Origin of the sequence: Rhodococcus sp. 077-4 (assembly GCF_047782425.1) — a bacterium.
Taxonomy (GTDB): domain Bacteria; phylum Actinomycetota; class Actinomycetes; order Mycobacteriales; family Mycobacteriaceae; genus Rhodococcoides.
The window spans coordinates 12,790-34,495 of the sequence record NZ_JAJPWC010000008.1 but is presented as its reverse complement, the minus strand read 5'-3'; the positions used below and the strand labels follow the sequence as shown (position 1 = coordinate 34,495).

The 21,706-nt window shown below is 64.1% G+C and carries 23 protein-coding genes; 8 read left to right on the top strand and 15 right to left on the bottom strand.

The window, feature by feature from the left end:
- Nucleotides 1-4: 4 nt before the first annotated feature.
- Together ACNEOT_RS24650 and ACNEOT_RS24645 are read left to right on the top strand one after the other, a co-directional pair.
- Nucleotides 5-1,222, top strand: coding sequence for a benzoate/H(+) symporter BenE family transporter (locus tag ACNEOT_RS24650; protein WP_415977358.1), 1,218 nt, complete (start codon nt 5-7; stop codon nt 1,220-1,222).
- 10 nt (nt 1,223-1,232) lie between these two features.
- On the top strand, nt 1,233-1,706 hold the full coding sequence (locus ACNEOT_RS24645; RefSeq protein WP_415977357.1) for an acyl-CoA thioesterase: 474 nt from the start codon (nt 1,233-1,235) through the stop codon (nt 1,704-1,706).
- Nucleotides 1,707-1,709: 3 nt separating this feature from the next.
- Here the strand turns inward: ACNEOT_RS24645 and ACNEOT_RS24640 are convergent, their stop codons facing one another.
- A complete protein-coding gene (locus ACNEOT_RS24640) occupies nt 1,710-2,735 on the bottom strand; it encodes a phosphotransferase family protein (RefSeq protein ID WP_415977356.1) in 1,026 nt (341 codons plus the stop codon).
- 109 nt (nt 2,736-2,844) lie between these two features.
- Nucleotides 2,845-3,171, bottom strand: a complete 327-nt coding sequence (locus ACNEOT_RS24635; protein WP_415977355.1) for a hypothetical protein — start codon at nt 3,169-3,171, stop codon at nt 2,845-2,847.
- A 593-nt stretch (nt 3,172-3,764) separates the two neighbouring features.
- On the opposite strand from ACNEOT_RS24635, the gene ACNEOT_RS24630 reads away from it, so the two are divergent.
- Nucleotides 3,765-4,478, top strand: a complete 714-nt coding sequence (locus ACNEOT_RS24630; RefSeq protein WP_415977353.1) for a hypothetical protein — start codon at nt 3,765-3,767, stop codon at nt 4,476-4,478.
- Nucleotides 4,479-4,518: 40 nt separating this feature from the next.
- On the opposite strand, the gene ACNEOT_RS24625 is transcribed toward ACNEOT_RS24630, so the two are convergent.
- From ACNEOT_RS24625 to ACNEOT_RS24615, 3 genes are read right to left on the bottom strand one after another with little or no spacing between them, the layout of a single operon-like run.
- Nucleotides 4,519-5,940 carry an NAD(P)(+) transhydrogenase (Re/Si-specific) subunit beta gene (locus ACNEOT_RS24625; protein ID WP_415977352.1) on the bottom strand — a complete coding sequence of 474 codons (1,422 nt, stop codon included), beginning with the start codon at nt 5,938-5,940 and terminating at the stop codon, nt 4,519-4,521.
- The gene (locus tag ACNEOT_RS24620) at nt 5,940-6,263 is read right to left on the bottom strand and encodes an NAD(P) transhydrogenase subunit alpha (protein WP_415977351.1); all 324 of its coding nucleotides are present in this window, start codon (nt 6,261-6,263) and stop codon (nt 5,940-5,942) included. The genes ACNEOT_RS24625 and ACNEOT_RS24620 overlap by 1 nt, the downstream gene beginning before the upstream one ends.
- Nucleotides 6,263-7,381, bottom strand: a complete 1,119-nt coding sequence (locus tag ACNEOT_RS24615; protein ID WP_415977350.1) for a Re/Si-specific NAD(P)(+) transhydrogenase subunit alpha — start codon at nt 7,379-7,381, stop codon at nt 6,263-6,265. The genes ACNEOT_RS24620 and ACNEOT_RS24615 overlap by 1 nt, the downstream gene beginning before the upstream one ends.
- Nucleotides 7,382-7,636: 255 nt before the next feature.
- Between ACNEOT_RS24615 and ACNEOT_RS24610 the strand changes: the two genes are divergently transcribed.
- Both ACNEOT_RS24610 and ACNEOT_RS24605 read left to right on the top strand, forming a co-directional pair.
- Nucleotides 7,637-8,077 (top strand): HIT family protein, encoded by a 441-nt coding sequence (locus tag ACNEOT_RS24610; protein WP_415977348.1) that lies wholly within the window; start codon nt 7,637-7,639, stop codon nt 8,075-8,077.
- On the top strand, nt 8,074-8,724 hold the full coding sequence (locus ACNEOT_RS24605; protein ID WP_415977347.1) for a Type 1 glutamine amidotransferase-like domain-containing protein: 651 nt from the start codon (nt 8,074-8,076) through the stop codon (nt 8,722-8,724). The genes ACNEOT_RS24610 and ACNEOT_RS24605 overlap by 4 nt, the downstream gene beginning before the upstream one ends.
- A 1-nt stretch (nt 8,725) precedes the next feature.
- On the opposite strand, the gene ACNEOT_RS24600 is transcribed toward ACNEOT_RS24605, so the two are convergent.
- Entirely contained in the window at nt 8,726-9,037 is a 312-nt protein-coding gene (locus tag ACNEOT_RS24600) for a hypothetical protein (RefSeq protein ID WP_415977346.1), read from the bottom strand.
- A 192-nt stretch (nt 9,038-9,229) separates the two neighbouring features.
- Here ACNEOT_RS24600 and ACNEOT_RS24595 point away from each other — a divergent pair, with 192 nt between their 5' ends.
- The 3 genes from ACNEOT_RS24595 (at nt 9,230) to ACNEOT_RS24585 (ending at nt 11,759) form a co-directional block, all read left to right on the top strand.
- A complete protein-coding gene (locus ACNEOT_RS24595; RefSeq protein WP_415977345.1) occupies nt 9,230-9,745 on the top strand; it encodes a DUF3558 domain-containing protein in 516 nt (171 codons plus the stop codon).
- A 10-nt stretch (nt 9,746-9,755) separates the two neighbouring features.
- The gene (locus tag ACNEOT_RS24590; RefSeq protein WP_415977344.1) at nt 9,756-10,286 is read left to right on the top strand and encodes a DUF3558 domain-containing protein; all 531 of its coding nucleotides are present in this window, start codon (nt 9,756-9,758) and stop codon (nt 10,284-10,286) included.
- A gap of 90 nt (nt 10,287-10,376) precedes the next feature.
- Entirely contained in the window at nt 10,377-11,759 is a 1,383-nt protein-coding gene (locus ACNEOT_RS24585) for an FAD-binding oxidoreductase (protein ID WP_415977343.1), read from the top strand.
- Between the two features lie 103 nt (nt 11,760-11,862).
- Here the strand turns inward: ACNEOT_RS24585 and ACNEOT_RS24580 are convergent, their stop codons facing one another.
- The 9 genes from ACNEOT_RS24580 to ACNEOT_RS24540 form a co-directional block, all read right to left on the bottom strand.
- Nucleotides 11,863-13,167: an aspartate aminotransferase family protein gene (locus ACNEOT_RS24580; protein WP_415977341.1), complete on the bottom strand. Its 1,305-nt coding sequence runs from the start codon at nt 13,165-13,167 to the stop codon at nt 11,863-11,865.
- Nucleotides 13,168-14,310, bottom strand: a complete 1,143-nt coding sequence (locus ACNEOT_RS24575; protein WP_415977340.1) for an ABC transporter substrate-binding protein — start codon at nt 14,308-14,310, stop codon at nt 13,168-13,170.
- Nucleotides 14,311-14,313: 3 nt separating this feature from the next.
- Complete coding sequence (locus ACNEOT_RS24570) at nt 14,314-15,057, bottom strand: ABC transporter permease (RefSeq protein ID WP_415977338.1); 744 nt, start codon at nt 15,055-15,057, stop codon at nt 14,314-14,316.
- A complete protein-coding gene (locus ACNEOT_RS24565) occupies nt 15,054-15,833 on the bottom strand; it encodes an ABC transporter ATP-binding protein (protein ID WP_415977337.1) in 780 nt (259 codons plus the stop codon). Before ACNEOT_RS24565 ends, ACNEOT_RS24570 begins: the two co-directional genes overlap by 4 nt.
- Nucleotides 15,830-16,765, bottom strand: a complete 936-nt coding sequence (locus ACNEOT_RS24560; RefSeq protein WP_415977336.1) for an ABC transporter permease — start codon at nt 16,763-16,765, stop codon at nt 15,830-15,832. The genes ACNEOT_RS24565 and ACNEOT_RS24560 overlap by 4 nt, the downstream gene beginning before the upstream one ends.
- Entirely contained in the window at nt 16,762-17,793 is a 1,032-nt protein-coding gene (locus ACNEOT_RS24555; RefSeq protein WP_415977335.1) for a TIGR03842 family LLM class F420-dependent oxidoreductase, read from the bottom strand. The genes ACNEOT_RS24560 and ACNEOT_RS24555 overlap by 4 nt, the downstream gene beginning before the upstream one ends.
- A 3-nt stretch (nt 17,794-17,796) precedes the next feature.
- Nucleotides 17,797-19,218, bottom strand: coding sequence for a dihydropyrimidinase (gene hydA, locus ACNEOT_RS24550; protein ID WP_415977334.1), 1,422 nt, complete (start codon nt 19,216-19,218; stop codon nt 17,797-17,799).
- Nucleotides 19,218-20,057, bottom strand: a complete 840-nt coding sequence (locus ACNEOT_RS24545) for a nitrilase-related carbon-nitrogen hydrolase (protein ID WP_415977410.1) — start codon at nt 20,055-20,057, stop codon at nt 19,218-19,220. Before ACNEOT_RS24545 ends, hydA begins: the two co-directional genes overlap by 1 nt.
- An 84-nt stretch (nt 20,058-20,141) precedes the next feature.
- Nucleotides 20,142-21,662, bottom strand: a complete 1,521-nt coding sequence (locus ACNEOT_RS24540; protein WP_415977333.1) for an ATP-dependent DNA ligase — start codon at nt 21,660-21,662, stop codon at nt 20,142-20,144.
- Nucleotides 21,663-21,706 lie beyond the last annotated feature (44 nt).

Here is a 21,706-nt window from a genome sequence, read left to right as displayed (position 1 = left end):
CATCGTGACCACTGCCGACGCGGCCGACAGACCGACCCCACTCTCGACCCCCATCAGCGCCGGAATCGTGGCCTCGCTGGTCGGCTTCACCAGCTCGTTCGCTGTCGTACTCACGGCCTTGCGCGAAGTGGGTGCCGGCCCCACGGAGGCGGCCTCCGGATTGGTGGCGCTGTGTGTGGTGCAGGCCGTGGGCATGATGTGGCTCGCGCGCAGATATCGACAGCCCATCACCTTGGCGTGGTCGACACCGGGCGCGGCTCTGCTGGCCGGAACCGGTGTGGTCGTCGGAGGATGGCCCGCTGCCGTGGGTGCGTTCGTCACAGTCGGGGTGTTGATCTTTCTGACGGGGTTGTGGCCTGCACTCGGCGCACTTGTCTCGAGGATTCCGATACCACTCGCCCAGGCAATGCTGGCCGGAGTGTTGTTGCCCCTGTGCGCGGCACCGGTTGTCGGCTTCGCCGACTCCCCCGCTCAGGTAGCGCCGGTGGTGCTCGTCTGGCTCGTGGTGCTCCGATTCGAAGCGCGGTGGGCAGTGCCCGCTGCGTTCGCGGCGGCCGCCGCAGTCATCGCAGCGGACTTGATCAGCGACGGCACACCCATCGCGGCGTCCGATCTGGTTCCTCGAATCGACTGGACGGTTCCCCACTGGACCTGGCAGGCGACGGTCGGAATTGCAATCCCCCTGTACATCGTGACGATGGCGTCGCAGAACATTCCGGGTACCACCGTCATGGCGTCGTTCGGCTATCGCATCCCGTGGCGAGCGGCGATGACCGTCACCGGAACCGGGACCGTCCTGGGCGCGTTCGCGGGCGGTCACGCGATCAACCTCGCCGCAATCAGTGCTGCGCTGTCGGCGAATCCCGGTGCCCATCCGGACCCGAGGCGACGATGGATAGCAGCGTTCTCGGCCGGTTGCTCGTTTCTGGGGCTCGCATTGCTGTCCACGGCACTGGCAACCCTGGTGGCCGCTGCACCTGCCGGAGTGGTGGAAACCGTTGCCGGACTTGCTCTGCTGGGAACCCTCGCCACGTCGTTGTTCGGCGCACTGCAACACGCTCCGGACAGAGAAGCGGCCGTTCTGACGTTTCTCGTCGCCTCGTCCGGCCTGACATTCGCTGGAATCGGATCGGCATTCTGGGCGCTGGTCGCCGGACTCGTGGTGCGGGCGATCCTGGGTCGACAGTCCCCGGCCCTGCCTACGTCCGAGAACACTGACTAGGGTCACGTTCATGACGGACCAGGTGAACGCCGACCCAGAATTGTCACGGGCATCCGATTTTCCGGTGCTGTGGCCGGTGACGACGCGATGGGACGACAACGACCATTACGGTCACGTCAACAACGTCACCTATTACGCGTATTTCGATACCGCCGTGAACGGCTGGTTGATGGAGACCACCGGAGTCGACATCCGGACGCTGTCGGCGATCGGTGTCGTCGCGGAAACCTCGTGCCGGTACCTGTCCGAGTTGAGTTTTCCGGATCGCCTTCAAGTGGGCCTTGCCGTCGAGAAGCTGGGCACCCGAAGCATCGTCTACTCGCTGGGATTGTTTCGCGAGGCCGGTGACGATGCCTTGGAGCTGGCGGCTCGGGGTCGATTCGTACACGTATATGTCGACGGAGTCACTCGCAGACCGGTCGCGATTCCGCCCGAGATCGAAAGCGCTGCACGCACTCTGGTGATCGGAACCGCGACGAGCTGACTGCTAGAGGCCGATTTCGTCGGCTGTCCCCAGCGCCCTGGTGACGATGTCGTCGATGAGCGTTGTGGTCGGCCCGCCTGCCACGGCCCGGTTTCTTGAATCCGCTTCCATTCGCCTCATGACGCCCTCGGCGATGATCGAGAGCTTCCACAGCGCCAGCACCTGCCAGAATCCGACGTCGGAGACGTCGCGCCCGGTGTGCTCCGCATACGACTCGATGAGCTCCGCACGGGAAGGAAAGCCAGGAAGTGTCGACGCCATGAACGGACCGGCGACCCCGTCGTCGGCTTCCGGCCAGTAGGCCAGCAGCCCGCCCAGATCCGCCAACGGATCTCCGAGTGTGCACAACTCCCAGTCGACGACGGCGGCCACTCGACCGTCGTCGCGGGCTGTGATGACATTGCTGAGGTGGAAGTCTCCGTGCACCAGGGTCACCTCGTGCTGCTGAGGAATACCGGCCGCCAGTCGAGCTGCCAGCGAGTCGATACCAGGCACTTCCCGTGTTCGCGAGGATTCCCACTGCTTGGTCCACCGCGCGAGTTGCCGCGCGGCGTACGGCTTGTGGCTGGCCAGGTCGGCCAGACCGGAGGAGTCGAGATCGACTCGGTGGATGTCCGCCAGAGCCACGGTCAGACCGAGCCCGACTCGGCGTCGGTGATCGGGGTCGAGTTGTTCGGCTGTGCTCACCGAGTCGACGACAATTCCGTCCACGAAACTCATCAGCACCAGAGGAACCTCGGATACGGACGAATCCTGGGTCAGTGCAATCATTTTCGGAACGGGCACGGCCGAGTTCTGTAACCCCGAGAGAATTCGATGTTCACGCACTACATCGTGTGCGGATGCCAGCAGGTGCCCCAGAGGTGGGCGTCGCAGCACCCAGGTACTGCCGCCCGCATCGCGGACTGCGTAGGTGAGATTGGACTGTCCGTTGCCGATCCGACGGAAGGTGAGCGGGGACGTTGCGCCGATTCCCAACCCGGCAATCCAGGTCGACACTGCTTCTTCGTCCAGCCCCACTGCACTCATGAAGAACCCTTACCTCGCCGCGCGACACCGTTGTCGACTGCCGTCATCGGAATCCGATGATCGTAGCGAAGCAATGCCCACCCAGCTCCGAAACGCTGAGCGGGTTCGACTAGCTGGCTCGCTCGAAGCTGGAGATCAGCGCCGGAGTAGCAATTGCTGCGGCGGGCACCGCAACTTCGTGGCGCTTGACGGCGATTTCGTCCACTTCACCGACGAGGAGGGAAATCATGGCTTCCGGCTGCGAGGCCCAGACAGCCGAAATATTGCGCACCTCGGACGGGGCGAACAGTCCGCTGTTCTCCAGCGCCTCGACCCACTCTGCGATGGCGTCGGTCGTATGCTCGGGCATGGTCGTCCGGTCGAGAGAATCCGCTTCGAACTCGTTGCAGAAGAACGCGCGGACCATGTCGAGCTGTCCCTGAGACATTACGGTCATGTTCTTCTCCTCCAGGTTTTCGGCGTCCGTAGGTTTCGAGTACCCAGCCACGACGGCACGTGACCGGTATCACCAGCCGTTTCCGGATCGTTATCGACCCGCATGTAACGGCATAAAGCGGTTTTCCGATGGGGCTGAAACTACGCCCTTTTCGACGGTCTCGCCCAGGGTGAATCGGACTATGTGACCATAGTCACACAAGTTGACCCATCCAATCAACGCTTTGCAACGAAGTCATAGTTCGCCTACCGAAACATTGTGAGGCGATACAAATCTGATGCAAAACACCAGGTGAAAGGCCAGGTCGCTCGCCGAGAGCGCAGTCTCGTCGCAACTGACCGACCTTCTACGCCATCGACCACTCCAACCGAAATTAAACCTCGAGACTGCGTGAGTGCCGGCAAACAATCTGCGTGCCCCAATTATGCGCATTCTGCCCACCTCGCGCATTTGACAGATAGGTTTCGATCCCTCGTGGAACCCGACCCTGACCAGGGGTCCTACGTGATCGAACCGTTACCGACCGAGCACACTCAGCGGGTTCCTACGCCGCTCACACCCGACGCTCAGCCCACTGCACCACTGTGGCGGTCATGCCAGCACCGCGCCACGAACCTGCATCGATGCAAGCGGCTCCTCGCGCCGGTTCGGCAACCGCACCGATCGAGCCCGCGTCCCTCCCGAATCGGAAAGCAGTGGCCACGCGACTGGGCCTTGCGGGCACAGCCGCCGTTCTGCTGGCAATCCTCCTGACGTGGGCACCGCACATGCCGGCCCCGGTGTTCGTAGAGTCCGGCCCCGCCGCCGCCGTGGCCGCCATCGCCCTCGGTGCGATCGACGCGACCGCAGTGCTGACCGCCGTCGCCGCCCTCGCCGTCGTGGCGCTGCTGCGCACACTGCCCTACGGAATCGGGGCGGTGATCACCTGCACCATCGGAGCACTGGTGACCAGCGCCCTCACTCGGGAGTTTCTGGGAACGGCGATGCCGTCCGTCGATCTGCCGAGTGGCCAGCTCGTCGCCGTGGTGTCCCTGCTCGGCGCTGCGTCCATGGTGGTGTCCGTGAGCTGGCGGCCCGTGGTGTTGGGCCTGGGAACCATCGCAGTGCTCGCGGTGGCTGCGGCCGCAGTCCTCGTCGGATCTGCGTCGATCGTCGGGATCGTGGGCGCAGTGGCGATCGCGCTCGTGTGGTGGCCGGCATGCTCGATCGTCATGCTCTTTTCGCCCGCCGCCGCTGCCCGTGAGGCCGCGAACCCGCTCGATACGGCGGGATTGGCCGTTCAACGCAGAATGGGGCGCTCCCGGTGAACTACCGGAGCGCCCCATCGGTACTGCTGTTGGTTCGTGACTAGAGAGCCTTGAGCTCCTCGGTCACCTCGGACACCGACTTCTTCGCGTCACCGAACAACATCGACGTGCCCTCGGCGAAGAACAGCGGGTTCTCGATCCCTGCGAAGCCGGACGACATCGAACGCTTCAGCACGATCACCGATTTGGACTGATCCACGTTCAGGATCGGCATCCCGTGAATCGGGCTCGACGGATCGTTGCGCGCCGCGGGATTGGTGACGTCGTTGGCGCCGATCACCAGCGTGACGTCGGTACGCGAGAACTCGTCGTTGATGTCGTCCATTTCCTTCATCGCGTCGTACGCGACGTCGGCCTCGGCGAGCAGCACGTTCATGTGCCCCGGCATGCGACCGGCGACGGGGTGAATGGCGTACTTGACCTCCACGCCCTTCGATTCGAGCAGTTTCGCCATGTCCTTCACCGCGTGCTGTGCCTGCGCGACGGCGAGGCCGTATCCCGGCACGACGATGACCTGGTTGGCGTAGGCCATCTGGATCGCCGCGTCGGCTGCGGACGTGGCCTTGACCGTTCCGCCGCTGGCACCGGCCGGACCGGCAGCAGCATCGCCACCACCGAATCCACCGGCGACGATGGCCGGGATGGAACGGTTCATCGCCTTGGCCATGAGGTTGGTCAGAATTGTGCCCGACGCGCCGACGATCATGCCGGCGACGATCATCGCCGTGTTGTTGAGCGCCAGACCTGCCGCCGCAGCGGACAGACCCGTCAACGCATTGAGCAGAGAGATGACCACGGGCATGTCTGCACCACCGATGGGCAGCACCACCGTGAGGCCGAGGATGCCGGCCAATACGAGAACCGCAACGATCCACCACTGCGAGACCCCGCCGCCCGGAGTGGCATTGATGCCGATGACCACCGCAGCGGCCACTGCACCGATCAGCAGCAGAGCGTTGAGCGGTTGCTGCAACTTACCGATGGTGATGGGCGATCCGGGCAGGGTCTCCTGCAGCTTGAGGAACGCGATCAGTGATCCCCAGAACGAGATCGACCCGATGATCGCCGCGAACAGGGAGCCGATGACGATGTGCACCGTCGGCGATTCACCGTGCTTGAAGTTCGAGAATCCCGACGTGTCGAGGAACTCGGCCCAGGCGATCAACGCGACCGTTCCACCGCCGACGCCGTTGAACAGAGCCACCAACTGCGGCATCGCGGTCATCTTGACGCGACGGGCGGGTGGAATTCCGAGCGCAACGCCGACGACGAGGCCGACGACGATCAGGATCCAGTTCCCGGTGTCGCGGATGGAGATCAGCGTGGCCACGACGGCGAGGAACATGCCGACCGCAGCGATCTGGTTGCCACGTACGGCGGTCTTCGGGCCGGTCAGGCCCATCAGGCCGTAGATGAACATGCCGAAGGCAACGATGTAGAGGATGTTGACGAGATTGTCCATCAGGAGTCAGCACCCTTCGTGGCCTCGGCAGGGACCGGCTTGGACTTGAACATGCCGAGCATGCGGTCGGTGACCACGAATCCACCGATGACGTTGACGGTTCCGAACACGAGAGCGACGAACAGGATGACCTGCAGGCCGATGGACGGATCCTCGACCTTGCCGAGCACCACCAGGGCACCGAGCACGACGATGCCGTGGATGGCATTGGTTCCCGACATCAACGGCGTGTGCAAGGTGTTGGGCACCTTGGAGATCACCGCGAAGCCGACGAACCCGGACAACACCAGGATCGCGATGTTCGCGAGCAGCGGGGTGTACATCAGTTCTCCTTCTCACGTGTCACGCAGGCACCGGCGAGAACCTCGTCCGAGAAATCGGGGGCGAGTTTGCCGTCGACCAACATGAGTTCGAGCAATGCCGAGATGTTCTTCGAGTACAACTCGCTGGCGTGCTCGGGCATCGAGGCGGGCAGGTTCAACGGCGAGCAGATGGTGACGTCGTGCTTGACGACGGTCTGGCCGGGCTCGGTCAGTTCACAGTTGCCGCCCGTTTCGCCTGCGAGGTCGACCACGACGCTGCCGGGCTTCATCCCCTCGACGGCCGCGGCCGTCACCAATCGCGGTGCCGGGCGGCCGGGTACCAGTGCCGTGGTGATGACCACGTCGAAGCCCTTGATGGCCTCTTCGAGTGCTTTCTGCTGTTGCACTCGCTCGTCCTCGGTCAGCTCGCGCGCGTATCCGCCCTCGCCTGCGGCGTCGATCCCCAGATCGAGCCATTGCGCTCCGACGGACCGAACCTGATCGGCCACCTCGGGACGCACGTCGTACCCGGTGGGGCGGCCGCCGAGACGCTTCGCGGTGGCGAGCGCCTGCAGACCGGCCACGCCGACGCCCAGCACGAGCACCGTCGCGGGTTTGACGGTGCCGGCCGCGGTGGTGAGCATCGGAAAGAACCGAGTCGATTCCGATGCCGCCAACAGCACTGCCTTGTAGCCGGCAACGTTCGCCTGCGAGGACAGTGCGTCCATCACCTGGGCGCGCGAGATACGCGGGATGGCCTCGACGGCGAAGGCCTGCACGCCGGCCGCCTTCAAAGCCCCGATGCTGTTCTCCGCGTTGCGTGGTGCCAGAAATCCGATGAGCGTCGAACCCGACGTCAGCTTGGCGATCTCGGCTTCGGACGGTGGCGCAACCTTGACCACGACATCCGCCGACCATGGATCACCGATCGTCGCTCCGGCGGCAACGTACAACTCGTCGGGAATGAGAGCGCCGAGTCCGGCACCCGATTCGACGACGATCTCGACGCCCTTGCTCGTCAGGGAGGCAACGATCTTGGGCACCAGGGCGACGCGGCGCTCGCCCTCCCCCGATTCCCGGACCACACCGACGACAGTCGTGGATCCCGAACCCTTCTCAGTGCTCTGCGATGTTTCCAAATCTCCGTCTTCCTGCGTTGAATGGTGTCCACCGGTCGGCCAACGGCCCCGAGCTTGCGACGAGTGGACGAACCCATGCGACAAAGGCACAAGGTCCCTGATAGTAGCCAGAGGAAACAGACCGCGGGTAACCCAGAACACAGTCCGATTCGTTCTGAATCGAATCCGTTCGGCATTCCGCGACTACGGGACGGGCAATTGTGATGCACGTCATATGGGTCTGTCGGTGATAGATCGGACCCTACAGTGACAAACGTGGAAACTTGCATCTTCTGTGCCATCGTCGCCGGCGATGCTCCGGCACACCGCGTGTTCGAGAACGACCACGCGGTCGCGTTCCTCGACATTCGACCGATCAGTCGCGGGCACTTGCTGGTCGTCCCGCGCGTGCACTCCACCGACTTGAACTCGACTCATCCGGCGGCGGCTGCCGACGTGTTCCGCGTGGGCCACACGCTGGCACGGGCCGTGCGCCACTCGGACCTGCGCGCCGACGGGGCAAACCTCGTGATCAACGACGGAAAAGCCGCGTTCCAGACGGTATTCCATCTGCATCTACACGTCGTGCCGCGCTGGCACCGGGATCGACTGCGGTTCGCCGCAGGTTTCGTGACTTGTCGACTGCGGGAGCCCGATCGGGTTGCCGATGCCGTTCGCGTGGGACTGACTCGATTGAACGGCGAATCGACGGTATGAAGCTGTTCCTGTCGTCGTATCGATTCGGCGGCCACTCCGACGCTTTCGTCGAACTCACCGGCCCGCCGTCCGATCTCGCCGTCATCGCGAACGCATCGGACGCTTGGCCGGTCGCCGCACGCCAATCCTCGCTCAGGAGTGAGTTCGGTCCGCTGCGCGCGCTCGGGTACCGCCCTGCGGAGTTGGATCTGCGCGAGTTCGTGGGCCGGCCCGCAGCATTCGAGCGAGCGCTCGACGGCTTCGGTGCGATGTGGGTGCGCGGGGGCAACACCTTCGTACTGCGCGCTCAACTCGCCCGCTCGGGAGCAGACGAGATCGTGGCCGAGCGTGTTCGGCAGGGCTCGATGGTCTACGGCGGATACAGCGCAGGCGCGTGTGTGGCCGCTCCGTCACTGACCGGAGTAGAGGACGCAGACGACCCCGGCGAAGTGCGGCCCGCCACCGGCGTCGATCCGGTGTGGAGCGGACTGGATCTGGTCGACTTCTCGATAGTCCCGCACGTCAATTCCGTACTGGACGAGAACGATTCGGGGTCTGCAACTCTGCAGCGTTTACGCAGCGACGGTATCGACTGCCATGGGTTGACCGACGAGCAGGCAATCGTCGTCGATGCGTCGGGGACGCGGTTGCTCGGCCCCCGAACGTAGTTCAGCCCAGGCGGGCAAGGGGTGCGAGCCGGTCCAGCGAGGACCACGCCAGCGAGCATCGTCGGGCGGTCATCTCGTCCGCGTCGAGCACCAACATGTCGAACAACTGCCGGGGGGCCTGACGCCACGAGTCGGCAATCTGCGCGACAGCGGCTCGATCGAACAGCCCCGATTGCGTCAACGCCTCTGCCCACTCGTCGATCTCGCCTCGGTGAATGCGTTCGATGGTGTCGTATTCGATTCCGCCCCCGAGGAATTCGTACGAGAACATCGCGGCCACGTAGTTCCAGGAGTCACTTCCGGGGTCGATCATGGTGCAGCCTCCTTGTCGACTCACACCACATGGGGTGCGAGGTTCGCTGCGCTGGACGCTAGCGTGGCGAACTACAAGATTGCGTGTCGACGACGCATCGATCTGGTAACGCCTGAGGCTGATGTTGCTGATGTGACTCGCTTCTCGCAATCGCTCGTCCTCGCCCTCGTGCGGTGGGTAGAGTCCGCGTTCGTGCGCACTCGAGCCGTTGCAGCGTTGATCGCGGCAACCGTGTGTGCAGTGGCCGGATGCTCGAACACACCGGTCCCCGGAGCCGATCCGGATCCGTCCGAGACCGCGGATCGGCCCATCACCGACGAACTCTTCGTCGGTGAGTGCGGGTCGATGGACGACACCGAACTACAGGCGGCGGCCGGCATTGCCGACCTGACGGTGGTGTCCGAGAACGCCATTCGCTGCCGGTGGGAGTCGGCGAGCGGGGCGTACGCAATGTTCACCTGGTACCGCGGCAGCCCCATCGACCGCGAGAAATCGGTGGCCGAGGCCGTGGGTCGCACCATCGAACGAATCGATGTCGACGGGCACCCGGGATTCACCGCGGCGGCGACGGCGGCATCATGCGAGGCAGGTGTCGAGAACGGGGACGGGTTTCTGCACTGGTCGATCAACTACATCGTCGACGGCCCCCGCGATTCCTGCAACGTTGTCGAGGATCTGGCCCGCGCCACGATCTCGAAGGCCGAGTAGGGCAATCCTGATGACCCCTTCCACGACATCCGCCCGTCGCATTCTCGCCGCGGCCCTCGTCGTGGCCGCCGCGACTACGGGATGCTCCACCACCGTGAGCGGCACCGCGATGCCCGTTCGATCCGGCGACAGCGGACAGTTCGACAAGCTGCTCGAGGAATGCATCGCCGTCCCGGATCCCACCATCGCCGAAACCGTGGGTGCCGACGTCGTCGACCAGTACTTCTACGGTGCGGTGTGCATGTGGACCGGCGTGGGTGCGGGCGGACTGATCGACGTGACCTTCGCCTGGTTCGAGAACGATGCGCTCTCGCGCGAGCGCGACCTGGCCGATCGGCTCGGCTACGCGACCGAGGATGTCGCCGTCGCCGGCACCACAGGGTTTCTCTCGCGCCGACCGGCCGACCCGTCCTCGTGCGGAATCAGCGTGGCCTATTCGGGTGTCATCACCTGGTGGGTGCAATATCGAGGCGGCAGTCCGGCCGACCCGTGCGGTGCCGCGACCGAACTCGCAGAACTGACCTTGCAACGCAACCAATGACCGAGCGTCGACCGACCCCGACTCCGCCTCACGTGCGGCCGTGACAGACTCGAGTGTCGACGGTCACATTTTCGACGTGAGGAGACCGAGATGTCGGTGACGACCGAGACAGATGCCCGCCTGAGCGAGCTCGAATCCCTTCTTCCGCCCGGCTCGGTTGTCACCGACCCGGACATCACCGAAGGCTACCGACGCGACTGGGCCAAGGATCCCGACGCCGGTACCCCGCTTGCCGTCGTGCGCGCACAGTCGACCGAGGACGTTCGTTCCGTCATGCGGTGGGCCACCGAGCATGCAGTGGCGGTCGTCCCACGCGGCGCGGGATCGGGTCTGTCCGGTGGAGCCACCGCCGTGGACGGTGGAATCGTTCTCACCACCGAGCTGATGCGAGAGATCACCGTCGATCCGGTGACCCGCATCGCCGTCGTACAACCCGGCCTGCTCAACGCCGAGGTCAAGAAGGCCGTCGCCGAACACGGCCTGTGGTACCCACCGGATCCGTCCTCGTTCGAAATGTGTTCCATCGGAGGCAATGCGGCCACCAATGCGGGTGGTCTGTGCTGCGTCAAGTACGGCGTCACCACCGACTACGTTCTCGGCCTCGAGGTGGTCCTGGCCGACGGCACCGCCGTCCGACTCGGCGGACCACGCCTGAAAGATGTTGCAGGACTGTCTCTTGCAAAGTTGTTCGTCGGCTCCGAGGGCACCCTGGGCATCATCACCGAGATCACATTGCGACTGATTCCGGCGCAACCTCCCGCCAGTACGGTGGTCGCGTCGTTCGCCTCCGTGCACGATGCAACCGCCGCAATTCTGGCCATCACCAGGAACTTGCGGCCCTCGATGCTCGAGTTCATGGACCGCGCGTCCATCGGTGCCGTCGAAGACGCCATGAACATGGGCCTCGATCGCGAGGCGGCGGCGATGCTCATTGCTCGGTCCGACTCCCCCGGCGCCGACCGAGGCCGCGAAATCGAGATCATGGCGGCCGCATGCACCGAGGCCGGTGCGTCCGACGTCTTCACCACCGATGATCCCGACGAGGGCGAGGCCTTCGCTGCCGCGAGGCGATTCGCGATTCCTGCGGTCGAGCGACTCGGTAGCCTGCTGCTCGAGGATGTCGGTGTTCCACTGCCCGCGCTTCCGGCACTGGTCGACGGAATCGCCGAGCTGTCCGCGAAATACGACGTACTGGTCGCCGTCATCGCTCACGCCGGCGACGGCAACACCCACCCGCTGATCGTCTTCGACCCCGAAGACGCCGATATGACGCGGCGCGCCAACATCGCCTTCGGCGCAATCATGGATCTGGCAATTTCGTTGGGCGGCACCATCACCGGTGAGCACGGCGTAGGGCGCCTCAAGAAGGCATGGCTTCCGGATCAGGTCGGTGAAGACGTCATGGAGCTCACGCGCCGGATCAAGACCGCACTCGATCCGGCAGGCATCCTCAACCCCGGTGCTGTGCTGTGAGCAGAGCGGCCGACGCCGCAGAAGCACACAGTGTTTTCCGGGTCGTTCCGCGGGCTCCACTCCTGCCTCGTAGCCTGGGTCGAAGTTCCGCGCACGACCTCGGTCAGACGGTGAACCCGTCCGCCACCGTCAGCACCTCGTCGAGGATTTCCAGTCCCTGACGAATCTCGTCCTCGGAGGTCGTCAGCGGCGGGGCGATCTGGAGGCGGTTGCCTGCGACGAACGGCCACAGGCCACGCGATTTCGCTGCCACGGTCACCTCACCCATCGCCGCCGCATCCTTGCCCGACGCGGCGAACGGCACCAGCGGCTCTCGTGTCGTTCCGTCCTTGACGAGCTCGACGGCCCAGAAGAATCCCTTGCCGCGCACCTCGCCCACGCTCGGATGCGATTCGGCCAGCTTCGACAGGCCCGCACCGAGGACGTCCTCCCCCACATGACGCACGTGCGGCAAAATCTTGTCGCGCTCGAACACTCCGATGGACGCGACTCCCGCTGCGCACCCGAGCACATGCCCCGAGTAGGTCAAACCGCCCGGGTAGGCCTTGTGGTCGAATTGCGAGGCGATCTTCTCCGAGATCACCACACCACCGAGTGGCACGTAGCCGGAGTTGACGCCCTTGGCGAAGGTGATCAGATCCGGTGTGACGTCCCAGGCCTGGCACGCGAACCATTCACCGATCCGGCCGAACCCGACCATCACCTCGTCGGCGATGTAGACGATTCCGTACTTGTCACACAGCGCTCGCACTCCGGCCAGATATCCGGGCGGCGGGATGAGCACACCATTGGTGCCGATGACAGATTCCAGGATGAGTCCGGCGATGTTCTGCGCGCCTTCGAGCACGATGACCTGTTCGAGGTGCGCCAGTGCCGCAGCCGACTCGTCCTCGGGTGTCGTTGTGCCCCAGGGTGACCGGTACGGATACGGGCCGAAGAACCGGACGACGTCGACGTTGGTGGGTTCGGTGCCCCAGCGCCTCGGCTCTCCGGTGAGACCGATCGCAACTCCGGTGCCGCCGTGGTAAGACCGATATGCGGCAAGCATTTTCGTACGTCCGGTGTGCTGTCGAGCCAGCCGAACCGCGTGCTCGACGGCTTCGGCTCCACCCGTCGTGAAGAACACTCGCTCGAGATCACCCGGGGCGCGTTCGGCGATCAGCGCGGCGAGTTCGCTGCGCTTGTTGTTCGCGACGGTCGGCGAAATGGTCGTCAGCACCTGGGCCTGCTCGACGATGGCGGCGACGACGTCGGGGTGTTGATGCCCGAGGTTGACGTTGACCAACTGTGAGGAGAAATCCAGGTACCGATTGCCTTTGTCGTCCCAGAACCACGATCCCGCGGCACCTTCGACGGTGATCGGATTCAGTTCGGCCTGCGCTGCCCAGGAGTAGAACACGTGATCCATCTACTTGCCGCCTTCCTCCAGTGTGACCTCCATCGGAGCGTACGACTCTCCGGTGACGTCCACGCCGTCGGCCTTCAACAAATCCAGCGCTTTGCTCACGTACTCGTTGGTGTAAGCCTCGGGATCGGGATCAGCGGTCAGCACGGTCGAGCCCTCGGCGTTCTTCGTGGTCTTCGCCACGTCGACCGTTTGCTGCCAGGCTGCCTCGTCGATCGTGCCGATTCCGTCGGCGGACGGCCAGATCAGCTTGTTCACCTCGTTGACCTGCCAGAGCTGATGACTTGCACCGAGTGTCGAGCCTGCCGCGACGGTGATGTCGCGGCACTTCTCGACGTTGTCGCGGCAGAAGATCCACCCCTTCAGCGATGCTGCCAGGAACTTGACGGTCTGCTCCTGGTACGCCTCGTCGGACAGCTTGTCGGTGTTGGCCCAGATCGCGTCCTGCAACATCGCCACACCGTCGTCGTTCCAGTTCAGCGTCGTGAAGTCGTCTGCGGTGTACAGCGCACCCGTTGCAGGGTTCACGGTCTCGAGCAACTGCGCGTACTCGTTGTACGACATCGCTTGCGCTGCAGCAATATCGCCCGAGAGCAGGCCGTTCATGTCGAACTGCTGCTGCACCAGTGTGACATCGGATGGACTGACTCCGGCCTTCGTCATACCGGCGAACAACTCGAACTCGTTGCCGTAGCCCCAGTTTCCGACCGTCTTACCGCGAAGGTCGGCAGGTGACGCGATGTTCTGATCCTCGAACGAGACCTGCAAGGTGCCGGATTTCTGGTAGATCTGGGCCACGTCGGTGATGCCGGCTCCGGCCTCCCGCGAGGCGAGCGCCTTCGGTACCCACGCCACGGCATAGTCGGCCTGTCCCTGCGCAAGAACAGTTTGCGGAACGATATCGGTTCCACCGTCCAGGATTTCGACGTTCAGTCCCTGTTCTGCGTAGAACCCTTGATCGACTGCAGCGAGATAGCCCGCGAACTGACCCTGCTTGAACCACTGCAGTTGCAGCTTGATCGTGCTGTCCCCGTCGGCATCGGTGTCGGTGCCGGTCGTGGTGGTGCTGCAGGCCGAGGCGACCACCGCCAGGGCCATGACGGCGGCGAGAAGAGGTCGGGGGGTACGAGTGATCTTCACGTTCATCTCCTAGGTACGACGCCGGGACACGAGCTTCTCGAGCAACAGAACAACGAGAAAGAAGAGCAAACCGACTGCGATGGCACCCACCACGTAGGCCCAGGCGCGCGGGTAGGCAGTGTTCGCCGCGGCGGAGGTGATCCGCGACCCCAATCCGTTCTGCAGTCCACCGAAGTATTCGCAGATGATGGCTGCAATGACAGCATTCGGAGCCGCAACCCGCAAGCCGGTGAAAATGTGCGGAACGGCGGACGGGAGGCGAACGATTCGAGTGAACTGCCAACCGCTGACGGAGTACGACGTCATCAGGTCGTGGTGTACGGCCGAGACCTGACGCAGACCCTTTGCCGCACTGACGAATACCGGAAAGAACACCACGATGGTCACCACGAGCCGACGCGGTAGATCGGTGGTCGAGGAGAACATCGAGTTGAACACCGGAGCAAGAGCGACGATGGGGACGGCTGCGGCACCCGCTGCCAACGGAGTGAGCAATTCGTCGACGATCCGCAGGCGAACCGCTGCCATCGCCGCGAACAGACCGAGGACCGACCCTGCGATCAACCCCACGAAAGCATTGGTTCCCGTTGCCAGACTTGCCGATCCGATGTTGCCGGCGTTGCGAGCGAACTGTTCGGCGATCGCGCTGGGCGACGGCAGCAGAAACGACGGTACCCCCGCGACGACCGTGAGCAGCTGCCACAGCCCGAGCAAAATTGCACCGAGCGCCAGAGGGGGCAGCCAGATCTTCATCGCAGATCGCCAGTGCGAACCGAGCGGCCGTGCAACGCATCCCGGACCGCGGTGATGGAGGCGAAGAACTCCCCTGATTCGCGCGGGTCCCCGTTCGTGTCGAACGTGCCGATGGTGAGGGTGTCGACGATACGGCCCGGACGCGGAGACATCACGACCACTCGATCGGAGAGGTACACGGCTTCGGGAATCGAGTGGGTCACGAACACCACTGCCGCCCCCGACTCCTCGGCGATACGGAGCAGGTCGTTCTGCATCTTCTCTCGGGTCATCTCGTCCAGGGCACCGAACGGTTCGTCCATCAGCAACAGTCCCGGCATTCGGGCCAGCGCCCGGGCGATCGCCACCCGTTGTTGCATCCCACCGGACAATTGTCCGGGAAATTTGTCTGCGAAATCGCTCAGGCCCACCAGGTCCAGCAGCTCACGAACCCGTTCCGTCCGTTCACGTTTGGGAACCTTGTGCAGTTCGAGCGGCAACGCGACGTTCGAGTGCACCGTGCGCCACTCGAGCAACCCGGCCTGCTGAAAGGCGATGCCGTATTTCTGTTCGATGCGGGCACGGCGAGCAGTCAGCCCGAACACCGACACAGCACCGGACGTGGGTTGCTCGAGGTCGGCCATGATGCGGAGCAACGTCGACTTACCACATCCCGACGGCCCGATCAGCGAAACGAATTCACCGGGGGCGATCGAGAGCGATACACCCTCCAACGCCGTCACTGCCCCGTCGAACGTCTTCCCGACGCCCTCGACGAGAACAGCATGTTCGGTCATGACAGAGCCGTCCGCCCGGGCGCACGGCCCGCGTACCGCCCCAGTGCCTTCTCGAGCAGCGACACCAGTCCGGTCACCACCAGCCCGAGCACCGCGGCGCCGAGAACGGCGGCGTACAGACGAGATGCGTCACCTGTCGCCTGCTGCGAGAACACGATGATCTGCCTTCCGATACCGCCGGTCGTCCCGGTGGAAATTTCCGCGACAACGGCACCGATCACCGCTGCAGCCGCGGCCAGCCGCAGAGACGGGATCAGATGCGGCACAGAAGCGGGCAGACGCAGTCGAACGAGTGTGGTCCACCATCCGGACGCATAGCTGTGCATCAGGTCCAGTGCCGCCCGGTCGGGTGCACGCAGACCGCGCAGCATCCCCACCGCCACCGGGAAGAAGGCGAGATACGACGCGATGACGGTGATGCTCATCCACGGCTGCCACGCGTATCCGCCGATGGCGATCTTCCCACCCCAACCCGCCACCAGTGGTGCCAACGCGATCAGCGGAACCGTCTGCGAGACAATCACGTACGGCAGTACGGACCGCTCGACCCAGACGAATCGTTGCATGGCCACCGCCAGCACCAGACCGACCACCGCCCCCAGAGCGAACCCCAGCACCGCCAGCCCGAACGTGAACAGCCCGCTGGAGACCACCGCGGCACCGACACTGCGTGCCCCGGCCACGTTCACTTCCGGTTCGGTCAGTGCCGCAAGCACAGACCACACATGGGGCAGTGCGCCGTCATCGGTACGCGGCAGCACCCGCACTCCGGCGATGGTCACCCCGTTCTCGGGGACGAGAACTTTCACCAGTTCCCACAGAACCAGCAACAACACGATCGCCGCCAGAGCCATCGCCGGACGCCGTAGTCCTCGCGCCGAGCGCGCGGGTGTGGGTGCAACCACCGAAGCCTGATCGAGAACACTCGTCACGATGTTGCCGTCACGCTCGGACGGATCTGCGGAATGATGCTCTCTCCGTACGCTTCCAACGTGGCTGCCTTCGCATCGTGCTGGAGGTACACCGAGAACTGATCGACGCCGAGGGCCTCGAGTTCCTTCAGTTTGGCGATGTGATCGGCCGGGGTGCCGAGAAGGCAGAATCTGTCGATCACCTCGTTCGGAACGAATTCGGCATGCGAATTTCCGGCGCGGCCGTGCTCGTTGTAGTCGTACCCCGTGCGCGCCGCGATGTAGTCGGTCAGGGCCGCAGGAACACCGCCGCCGTCACCGCCGTATCGCGCCACTATGTCTGCAACGTGATTGCCGACCATCCCGCCGAACCAACGACACTGGTCCCGGGCGTGTTCGAGCCCTGCGTCGGTACCGTCGGTCACGTAGGCGGGAGCGGCGACGCAGATCGAGATGGAATCCGGGTCGCGCCCCGCCTGCTCGGCCGCGGCGCGAACCCGGCCGATCGTCCATGCCGCGATGTCGGGGTCTGCAAGCTGCAGGATGAACCCGTCCGCCACCTGTCCGGTGAGTTCCAGAGCCTTCGGCCCGTACGCCGCGACCCAGACTTCGAGCTGTGATCGTTCCGCCCACGGGAACTGCACGGTGGTCTCACCGACCCGCGCACTGCGCCCGTTGGCCAGGTTGCGAATCACCTCTATCGACTCCCGCAGCGCGGCAAGCGTTGTCGGCTTTCCGCCGAGGGCACGGACGGCCGAATCGCCGCGGCCGATACCGCAGACGGTCCGATTGCCGAACATGTCGTTGAGCGTCGCGAACGTCGATGCCGTCACCGTCCAATCGCGCGTGGCGGGATTGGTGACCATCGGACCGACGGTCACCCGCCTCGTCGCGGCCAGAATCTGACTGTAGATGACGTACGGCTCCTGCCACAGAAGGTGGGAATCGAACGTCCACACGTGCGAAAACCCATGCGTCTCGGCCTGTCTGGCCAGATCGACCACACGAGACGCAGGCGGATTGCACTGGAGCACCACTCCGATGTCCATGGCTCAGATCAGATTCTGGGACAGATCGCGGCGAACGAAACGGCCGTGTCCCGCAGTGCCGGAATAGGATCCACCGTCGACGATGATCCGGCCACGCGAGATGACGGTGTCGACATGCCCGTCGATCTCGAAACCCTCGTACGCCGAATAGTCCATGTTCATGTGGTGGGTCTTGTCCACCCCGATACTGGTGTGCCCGTTCGGGTCGTAGATCACGATGTCCGCGTCGGCACCGGGACTGATGACGCCTTTTCTCGGATACATGCCGAACATCCGTGCCGGGGTGGTGCAGCACACGTCGACCCACTTCTCGAGGGTGATCTTGCCGCTCTTGACGCCCTGGAACATCAGATCGATGCGATGTTCCACGGACCCGATTCCGTTGGGAATCCTGGAGAAATCGCCGATTCCCATCTCCTTCTGATCCTTCATGCAGAACGGGCAGTGATCGGTACTGACCGTGGCCACGTCACCGGTACGCAGGTAGCGCCACAATTCGTCCTGATGGCCCTCGGCTCGCGACCGCAGTGGCGTCGAACAGACCCACTTGGCACCCTCGAATCCCGGAGCACCGAGTTGTTCCTCGAGGGACAAGTAGAGGTACTGCGGGCACGTCTCGGCAAACACGTTCTGCCCGTTGCCCCGTGCCTGCGCGATCTGCTCCAGAGCCTGCTTGGCGGAGACGTGCACCACGTAGAGGGGCGCGCCGGTCACGTCGGCCAACATGATGGCCCGATGCGTCGCTTCTTCCTCGAGCTGCCACGGCCGCGACGTGCCGTGGAAGTACGGGGCCGTGTCTCCGCGCGCGATCGACTGAGCGACGAGCACATCGATCGCGATGCCGTTCTCCGCGTGCATCATCAGCAGTGCACCCGTTTCGGCGGCGGACTGCATGGCGCGCAGTATCTTTCCGTCGTCGGAGTAGAACACACCCGGGTAGGCCATGAACAGTTTGAAGCTGGTGACACCCTCGGTCACCAACTCGCTCATGGCTTTCAGGGAATCGTCGGTGACGTCACCGATGATCTGATGGAAGCCGTAGTCGATGGCGCATTGCCCCGCGGCCTTCTCGTGCCACTGCGTCAGAGTGTCCTGGACGCGCTGACCGGGCGTCTGAATCGCGAAGTCCACGATGGTCGTCGTGCCGCCCCACGCCGCTGCACGCGTTCCGGTCTCGAACGTGTCGGATGCAAAAGTTCCACCGAACGGCATCTCCATGTGCGTGTGGCCGTCGACCCCGCCCGGAATGACGTACTTGCCCGTGGCGTCGACGACGACGTCCGCCGATGTCTTCAGGTCCGCGGCCAGCGACACCGATCCGGGCGCGAGCACGGCGACGATGGTCTCGCCGTCGACGAGAACATCCAATTCCTGTGCGCCGGTGGTCGATACCACTGTTCCACCGTGCACGAAGGTGGTGGCCATCAGGGCTGCACCAATGGGCCGTAAGCGTCGGGTCTGCGGTCACGATAGAAAGCCCAACGGTCGCGAACAACTTTGATCAGGTCCATGTCCAGGTCGCGAACGATGATTTCGGGTTCCGAATCCGACGCCACCTCGCCGACGAATTTGCCCTCGGAATCCACGAAATAACTGGTCCCGTAAAAGTCGTCGTCGCCGTATTCGGATTCGATTCCGACTCGATTGATCGCACCCACGTAGTACTCGTTGGCGACGGCCGAGGCGGGTTGTTCGAGCTTCCACAGATAGTTGGACAGTCCCCGAGAGGTGGCCGAGGGATTGAAGACGATCTCGGCACCGGCCAGGCCGAGGGCGCGCCAACCTTCGGGAAAGTGCCTGTCGTAGCAGATGTAGACACCGATGCGCCCGACCGCAGTATCGAACACCGGCCACCCGAGATTTCCGGGGCGGAAGTAGAACTTTTCCCAGAATCCGTTCACGTGTGGAATGTGGTGCTTTCGGTACTTGCCCAGATATGTGCCGTCGGCGTCGACGACGGCAGCGGTGTTGTAGAGAAGTCCGGGCTGCTCCTGCTCGTAGACCGGCAGGATCATCACGATTCCGAGCTCCTTCGCCAATGCGGCGAAACGATCGACGGTTGGCCCCGGTACCGATTCGGCGTACTCGTAGAATTTCGCGTCCTGCAGCTGACAGAAGTACGGTCCGTAGAAAAGTTCTTGGAAGCAGACGACTTTCGCGCCCTGCTCGGCGGCGGACCGAGCAAACCCCTCGTGTGCCGCGATCATCGATTCTTTGTCACCGGTCCACGTGCTTTGGACCAGAGCAGCTCGAACTGTGGACATCATTGGCACTCCATCTCTCGCTGGCTTGCACCCTCAAGATATTTTGCGCCGTGTTACGGGATCGTTCGTCCGGTTTCGTGTGTATTAATCGTCCGAACGGCTCAGGAGTGCGCGCACGGCGTCGATCGTGTCTGCGCTGGCGAGGTTCTTGTCGGGTCGGTACCGCAGTACTCGCGCGAAGCGCAGGGCCACTCCACCCGGGTAGCGCGGGCTGACCTGCACGCCGTCGAGTTCGATTTCGACGATCAATTCGGGACGCAAGTAGACGGTGTGCTCGTCGCGCTCTCGTTCGTGTTTCGGGAATTCTTCGGTCTGCCACTGCAGCAGAACGTCGGTCAGGCCTTTGAACGTCTTGCCGACCATGATCGGCTCACCGCCGTCGGGATCGCGAGCGCCCAGGTGAAGGTTGGAGAGGTAGCCGGTGCGGCGGCCGTATCCCCACTCTGCTCCGAGGACGACCAGGTCGAGGGTGTGCTCGGGTTTGACCTTCTGCCAGCTCTTTCCGCGGCGGCCTGCGGCGTACGGGGCACCGAGGGCTTTGAGCATGACCCCCTCGTGCCCGGCGTCGAGCGCGGCATCGAAATGGGCTGCGGCTCCGTCCGCGTCCGGGCGCACGGCGCTGGGGATTCGGTGCCCTGGTGCCACCCGGTCGAGTGCGGCCAGCCGCTGCTCGAGCGGCGCATCGAGCAGGTCGACGCCGTCGAGATGCAGGCAGTCGAAGAAATAGGGCTGCAGCAGCAGTTCGTGCGCGCTCTCGGCACCGAAGCGACTCATCGTTTCCTGGAACGGCCGCGGACGTCCACTGTCTTCGAGTGCGAGCGTCTCCCCGTCGAGGACCACCGAATTGCACGGCAGCGCGAGCACCAGCTCCACCAACTCGGGAACGCTCGCAGTGATCTCACGCAGTGTCCGCGTGTAGATGCTCACCTCGGTTCCGTAGCGATGCACCTGAATTCGGGCACCGTCGAGCTTGTATTCGACCGTCACATCACCGGACAGTTGTTCCCACGCACCGCGAAGCGAGTCCGCGGGCGAGGCCAGCATCGGCCGCACCGGGCGTCCCACTTCGAGGCGGAATGCATCCAGAGCTTCGACGCCACCGGTCATGGCAGCAATGGCTGTGGCGGGCAAGCTGCCCGACAGCATGAATGCTCGACGCACTGGTGCCTGCGGTAGGTTCGTGGCCGCGGCAACGGCGTCGACCATGATTCCTTCGAGAGCGCCCTGACGCAGTTCACCGGTGACCAGCCTGATCAGGAACTGACGTTCCTCGGTGGTACTCCGCGAGAACAAATCGCTCAACAGAGCTACTCGACGCGCAGCCGAACCCGCGCCCGACGTCGACGCAACCGCAGAAATGGCCTCGTCCACCGCGGCAACCGTGAGCGTCGAGTCCGCAGCGGACGCGACGTCGAGATCAGCGAGAGTGCGCCAACCGACGCCTATCCGCCCCTGCGGCAACTCCCCCGACAACCACGAGACAGCAGGCTCGATGTCACCGGCCTCCGCCTCGGCGAGCAACGTACCGATCAGCTCGATCTTGACCTTGCGCGAACGCGTCGCTGCCACGGCACGGGACGTTTCGACGATCCTGGACATCAACACCCGTCGAACATAACCGCCCCCACCGACAGAGCGCTGACATCCAA

Bases quoted from the DNA above. Each gene is read 5' to 3' on its own strand.
- ACNEOT_RS24620 (WP_415977351.1), bottom strand. From the start codon at position 6,263: ATGTACACCCCGCTGCTCGCGAACATCGCGATCCTGGTGTTGTCCGGG.
- ACNEOT_RS24590 (WP_415977344.1), top strand. From the start codon at position 9,756: ATGACCCCTTCCACGACATCCGCCCGTCGCATTCTCGCCGCGGCCCTC.
- ACNEOT_RS24570 (WP_415977338.1), bottom strand. From the start codon at position 15,057: ATGAAGATCTGGCTGCCCCCTCTGGCGCTCGGTGCAATTTTGCTCGGG.
- ACNEOT_RS24585 (WP_415977343.1), top strand. From the start codon at position 10,377: ATGTCGGTGACGACCGAGACAGATGCCCGCCTGAGCGAGCTCGAATCC.
- ACNEOT_RS24645 (WP_415977357.1), top strand. From the start codon at position 1,233: ATGACGGACCAGGTGAACGCCGACCCAGAATTGTCACGGGCATCCGAT.
- ACNEOT_RS24625 (WP_415977352.1), bottom strand. From the start codon at position 5,940: ATGGACAATCTCGTCAACATCCTCTACATCGTTGCCTTCGGCATGTTC.
- ACNEOT_RS24640 (WP_415977356.1), bottom strand. From the start codon at position 2,735: ATGAGTGCAGTGGGGCTGGACGAAGAAGCAGTGTCGACCTGGATTGCC.
- ACNEOT_RS24630 (WP_415977353.1), top strand. From the start codon at position 3,765: ATGCCAGCACCGCGCCACGAACCTGCATCGATGCAAGCGGCTCCTCGC.
- ACNEOT_RS24545 (WP_415977410.1), bottom strand. From the start codon at position 20,057: ATGTCCACAGTTCGAGCTGCTCTGGTCCAAAGCACGTGGACCGGTGAC.
- ACNEOT_RS24600 (WP_415977346.1), bottom strand. From the start codon at position 9,037: ATGATCGACCCCGGAAGTGACTCCTGGAACTACGTGGCCGCGATGTTC.
- hydA (WP_415977334.1), bottom strand. From the start codon at position 19,218: ATGGCCACCACCTTCGTGCACGGTGGAACAGTGGTATCGACCACCGGC.
- ACNEOT_RS24605 (WP_415977347.1), top strand. From the start codon at position 8,074: ATGAAGCTGTTCCTGTCGTCGTATCGATTCGGCGGCCACTCCGACGCT.
- ACNEOT_RS24575 (WP_415977340.1), bottom strand. From the start codon at position 14,310: ATGAACGTGAAGATCACTCGTACCCCCCGACCTCTTCTCGCCGCCGTC.
- ACNEOT_RS24565 (WP_415977337.1), bottom strand. From the start codon at position 15,833: ATGACCGAACATGCTGTTCTCGTCGAGGGCGTCGGGAAGACGTTCGAC.
- ACNEOT_RS24635 (WP_415977355.1), bottom strand. From the start codon at position 3,171: ATGACCGTAATGTCTCAGGGACAGCTCGACATGGTCCGCGCGTTCTTC.
- ACNEOT_RS24555 (WP_415977335.1), bottom strand. From the start codon at position 17,793: ATGGACATCGGAGTGGTGCTCCAGTGCAATCCGCCTGCGTCTCGTGTG.
- ACNEOT_RS24580 (WP_415977341.1), bottom strand. From the start codon at position 13,167: ATGGATCACGTGTTCTACTCCTGGGCAGCGCAGGCCGAACTGAATCCG.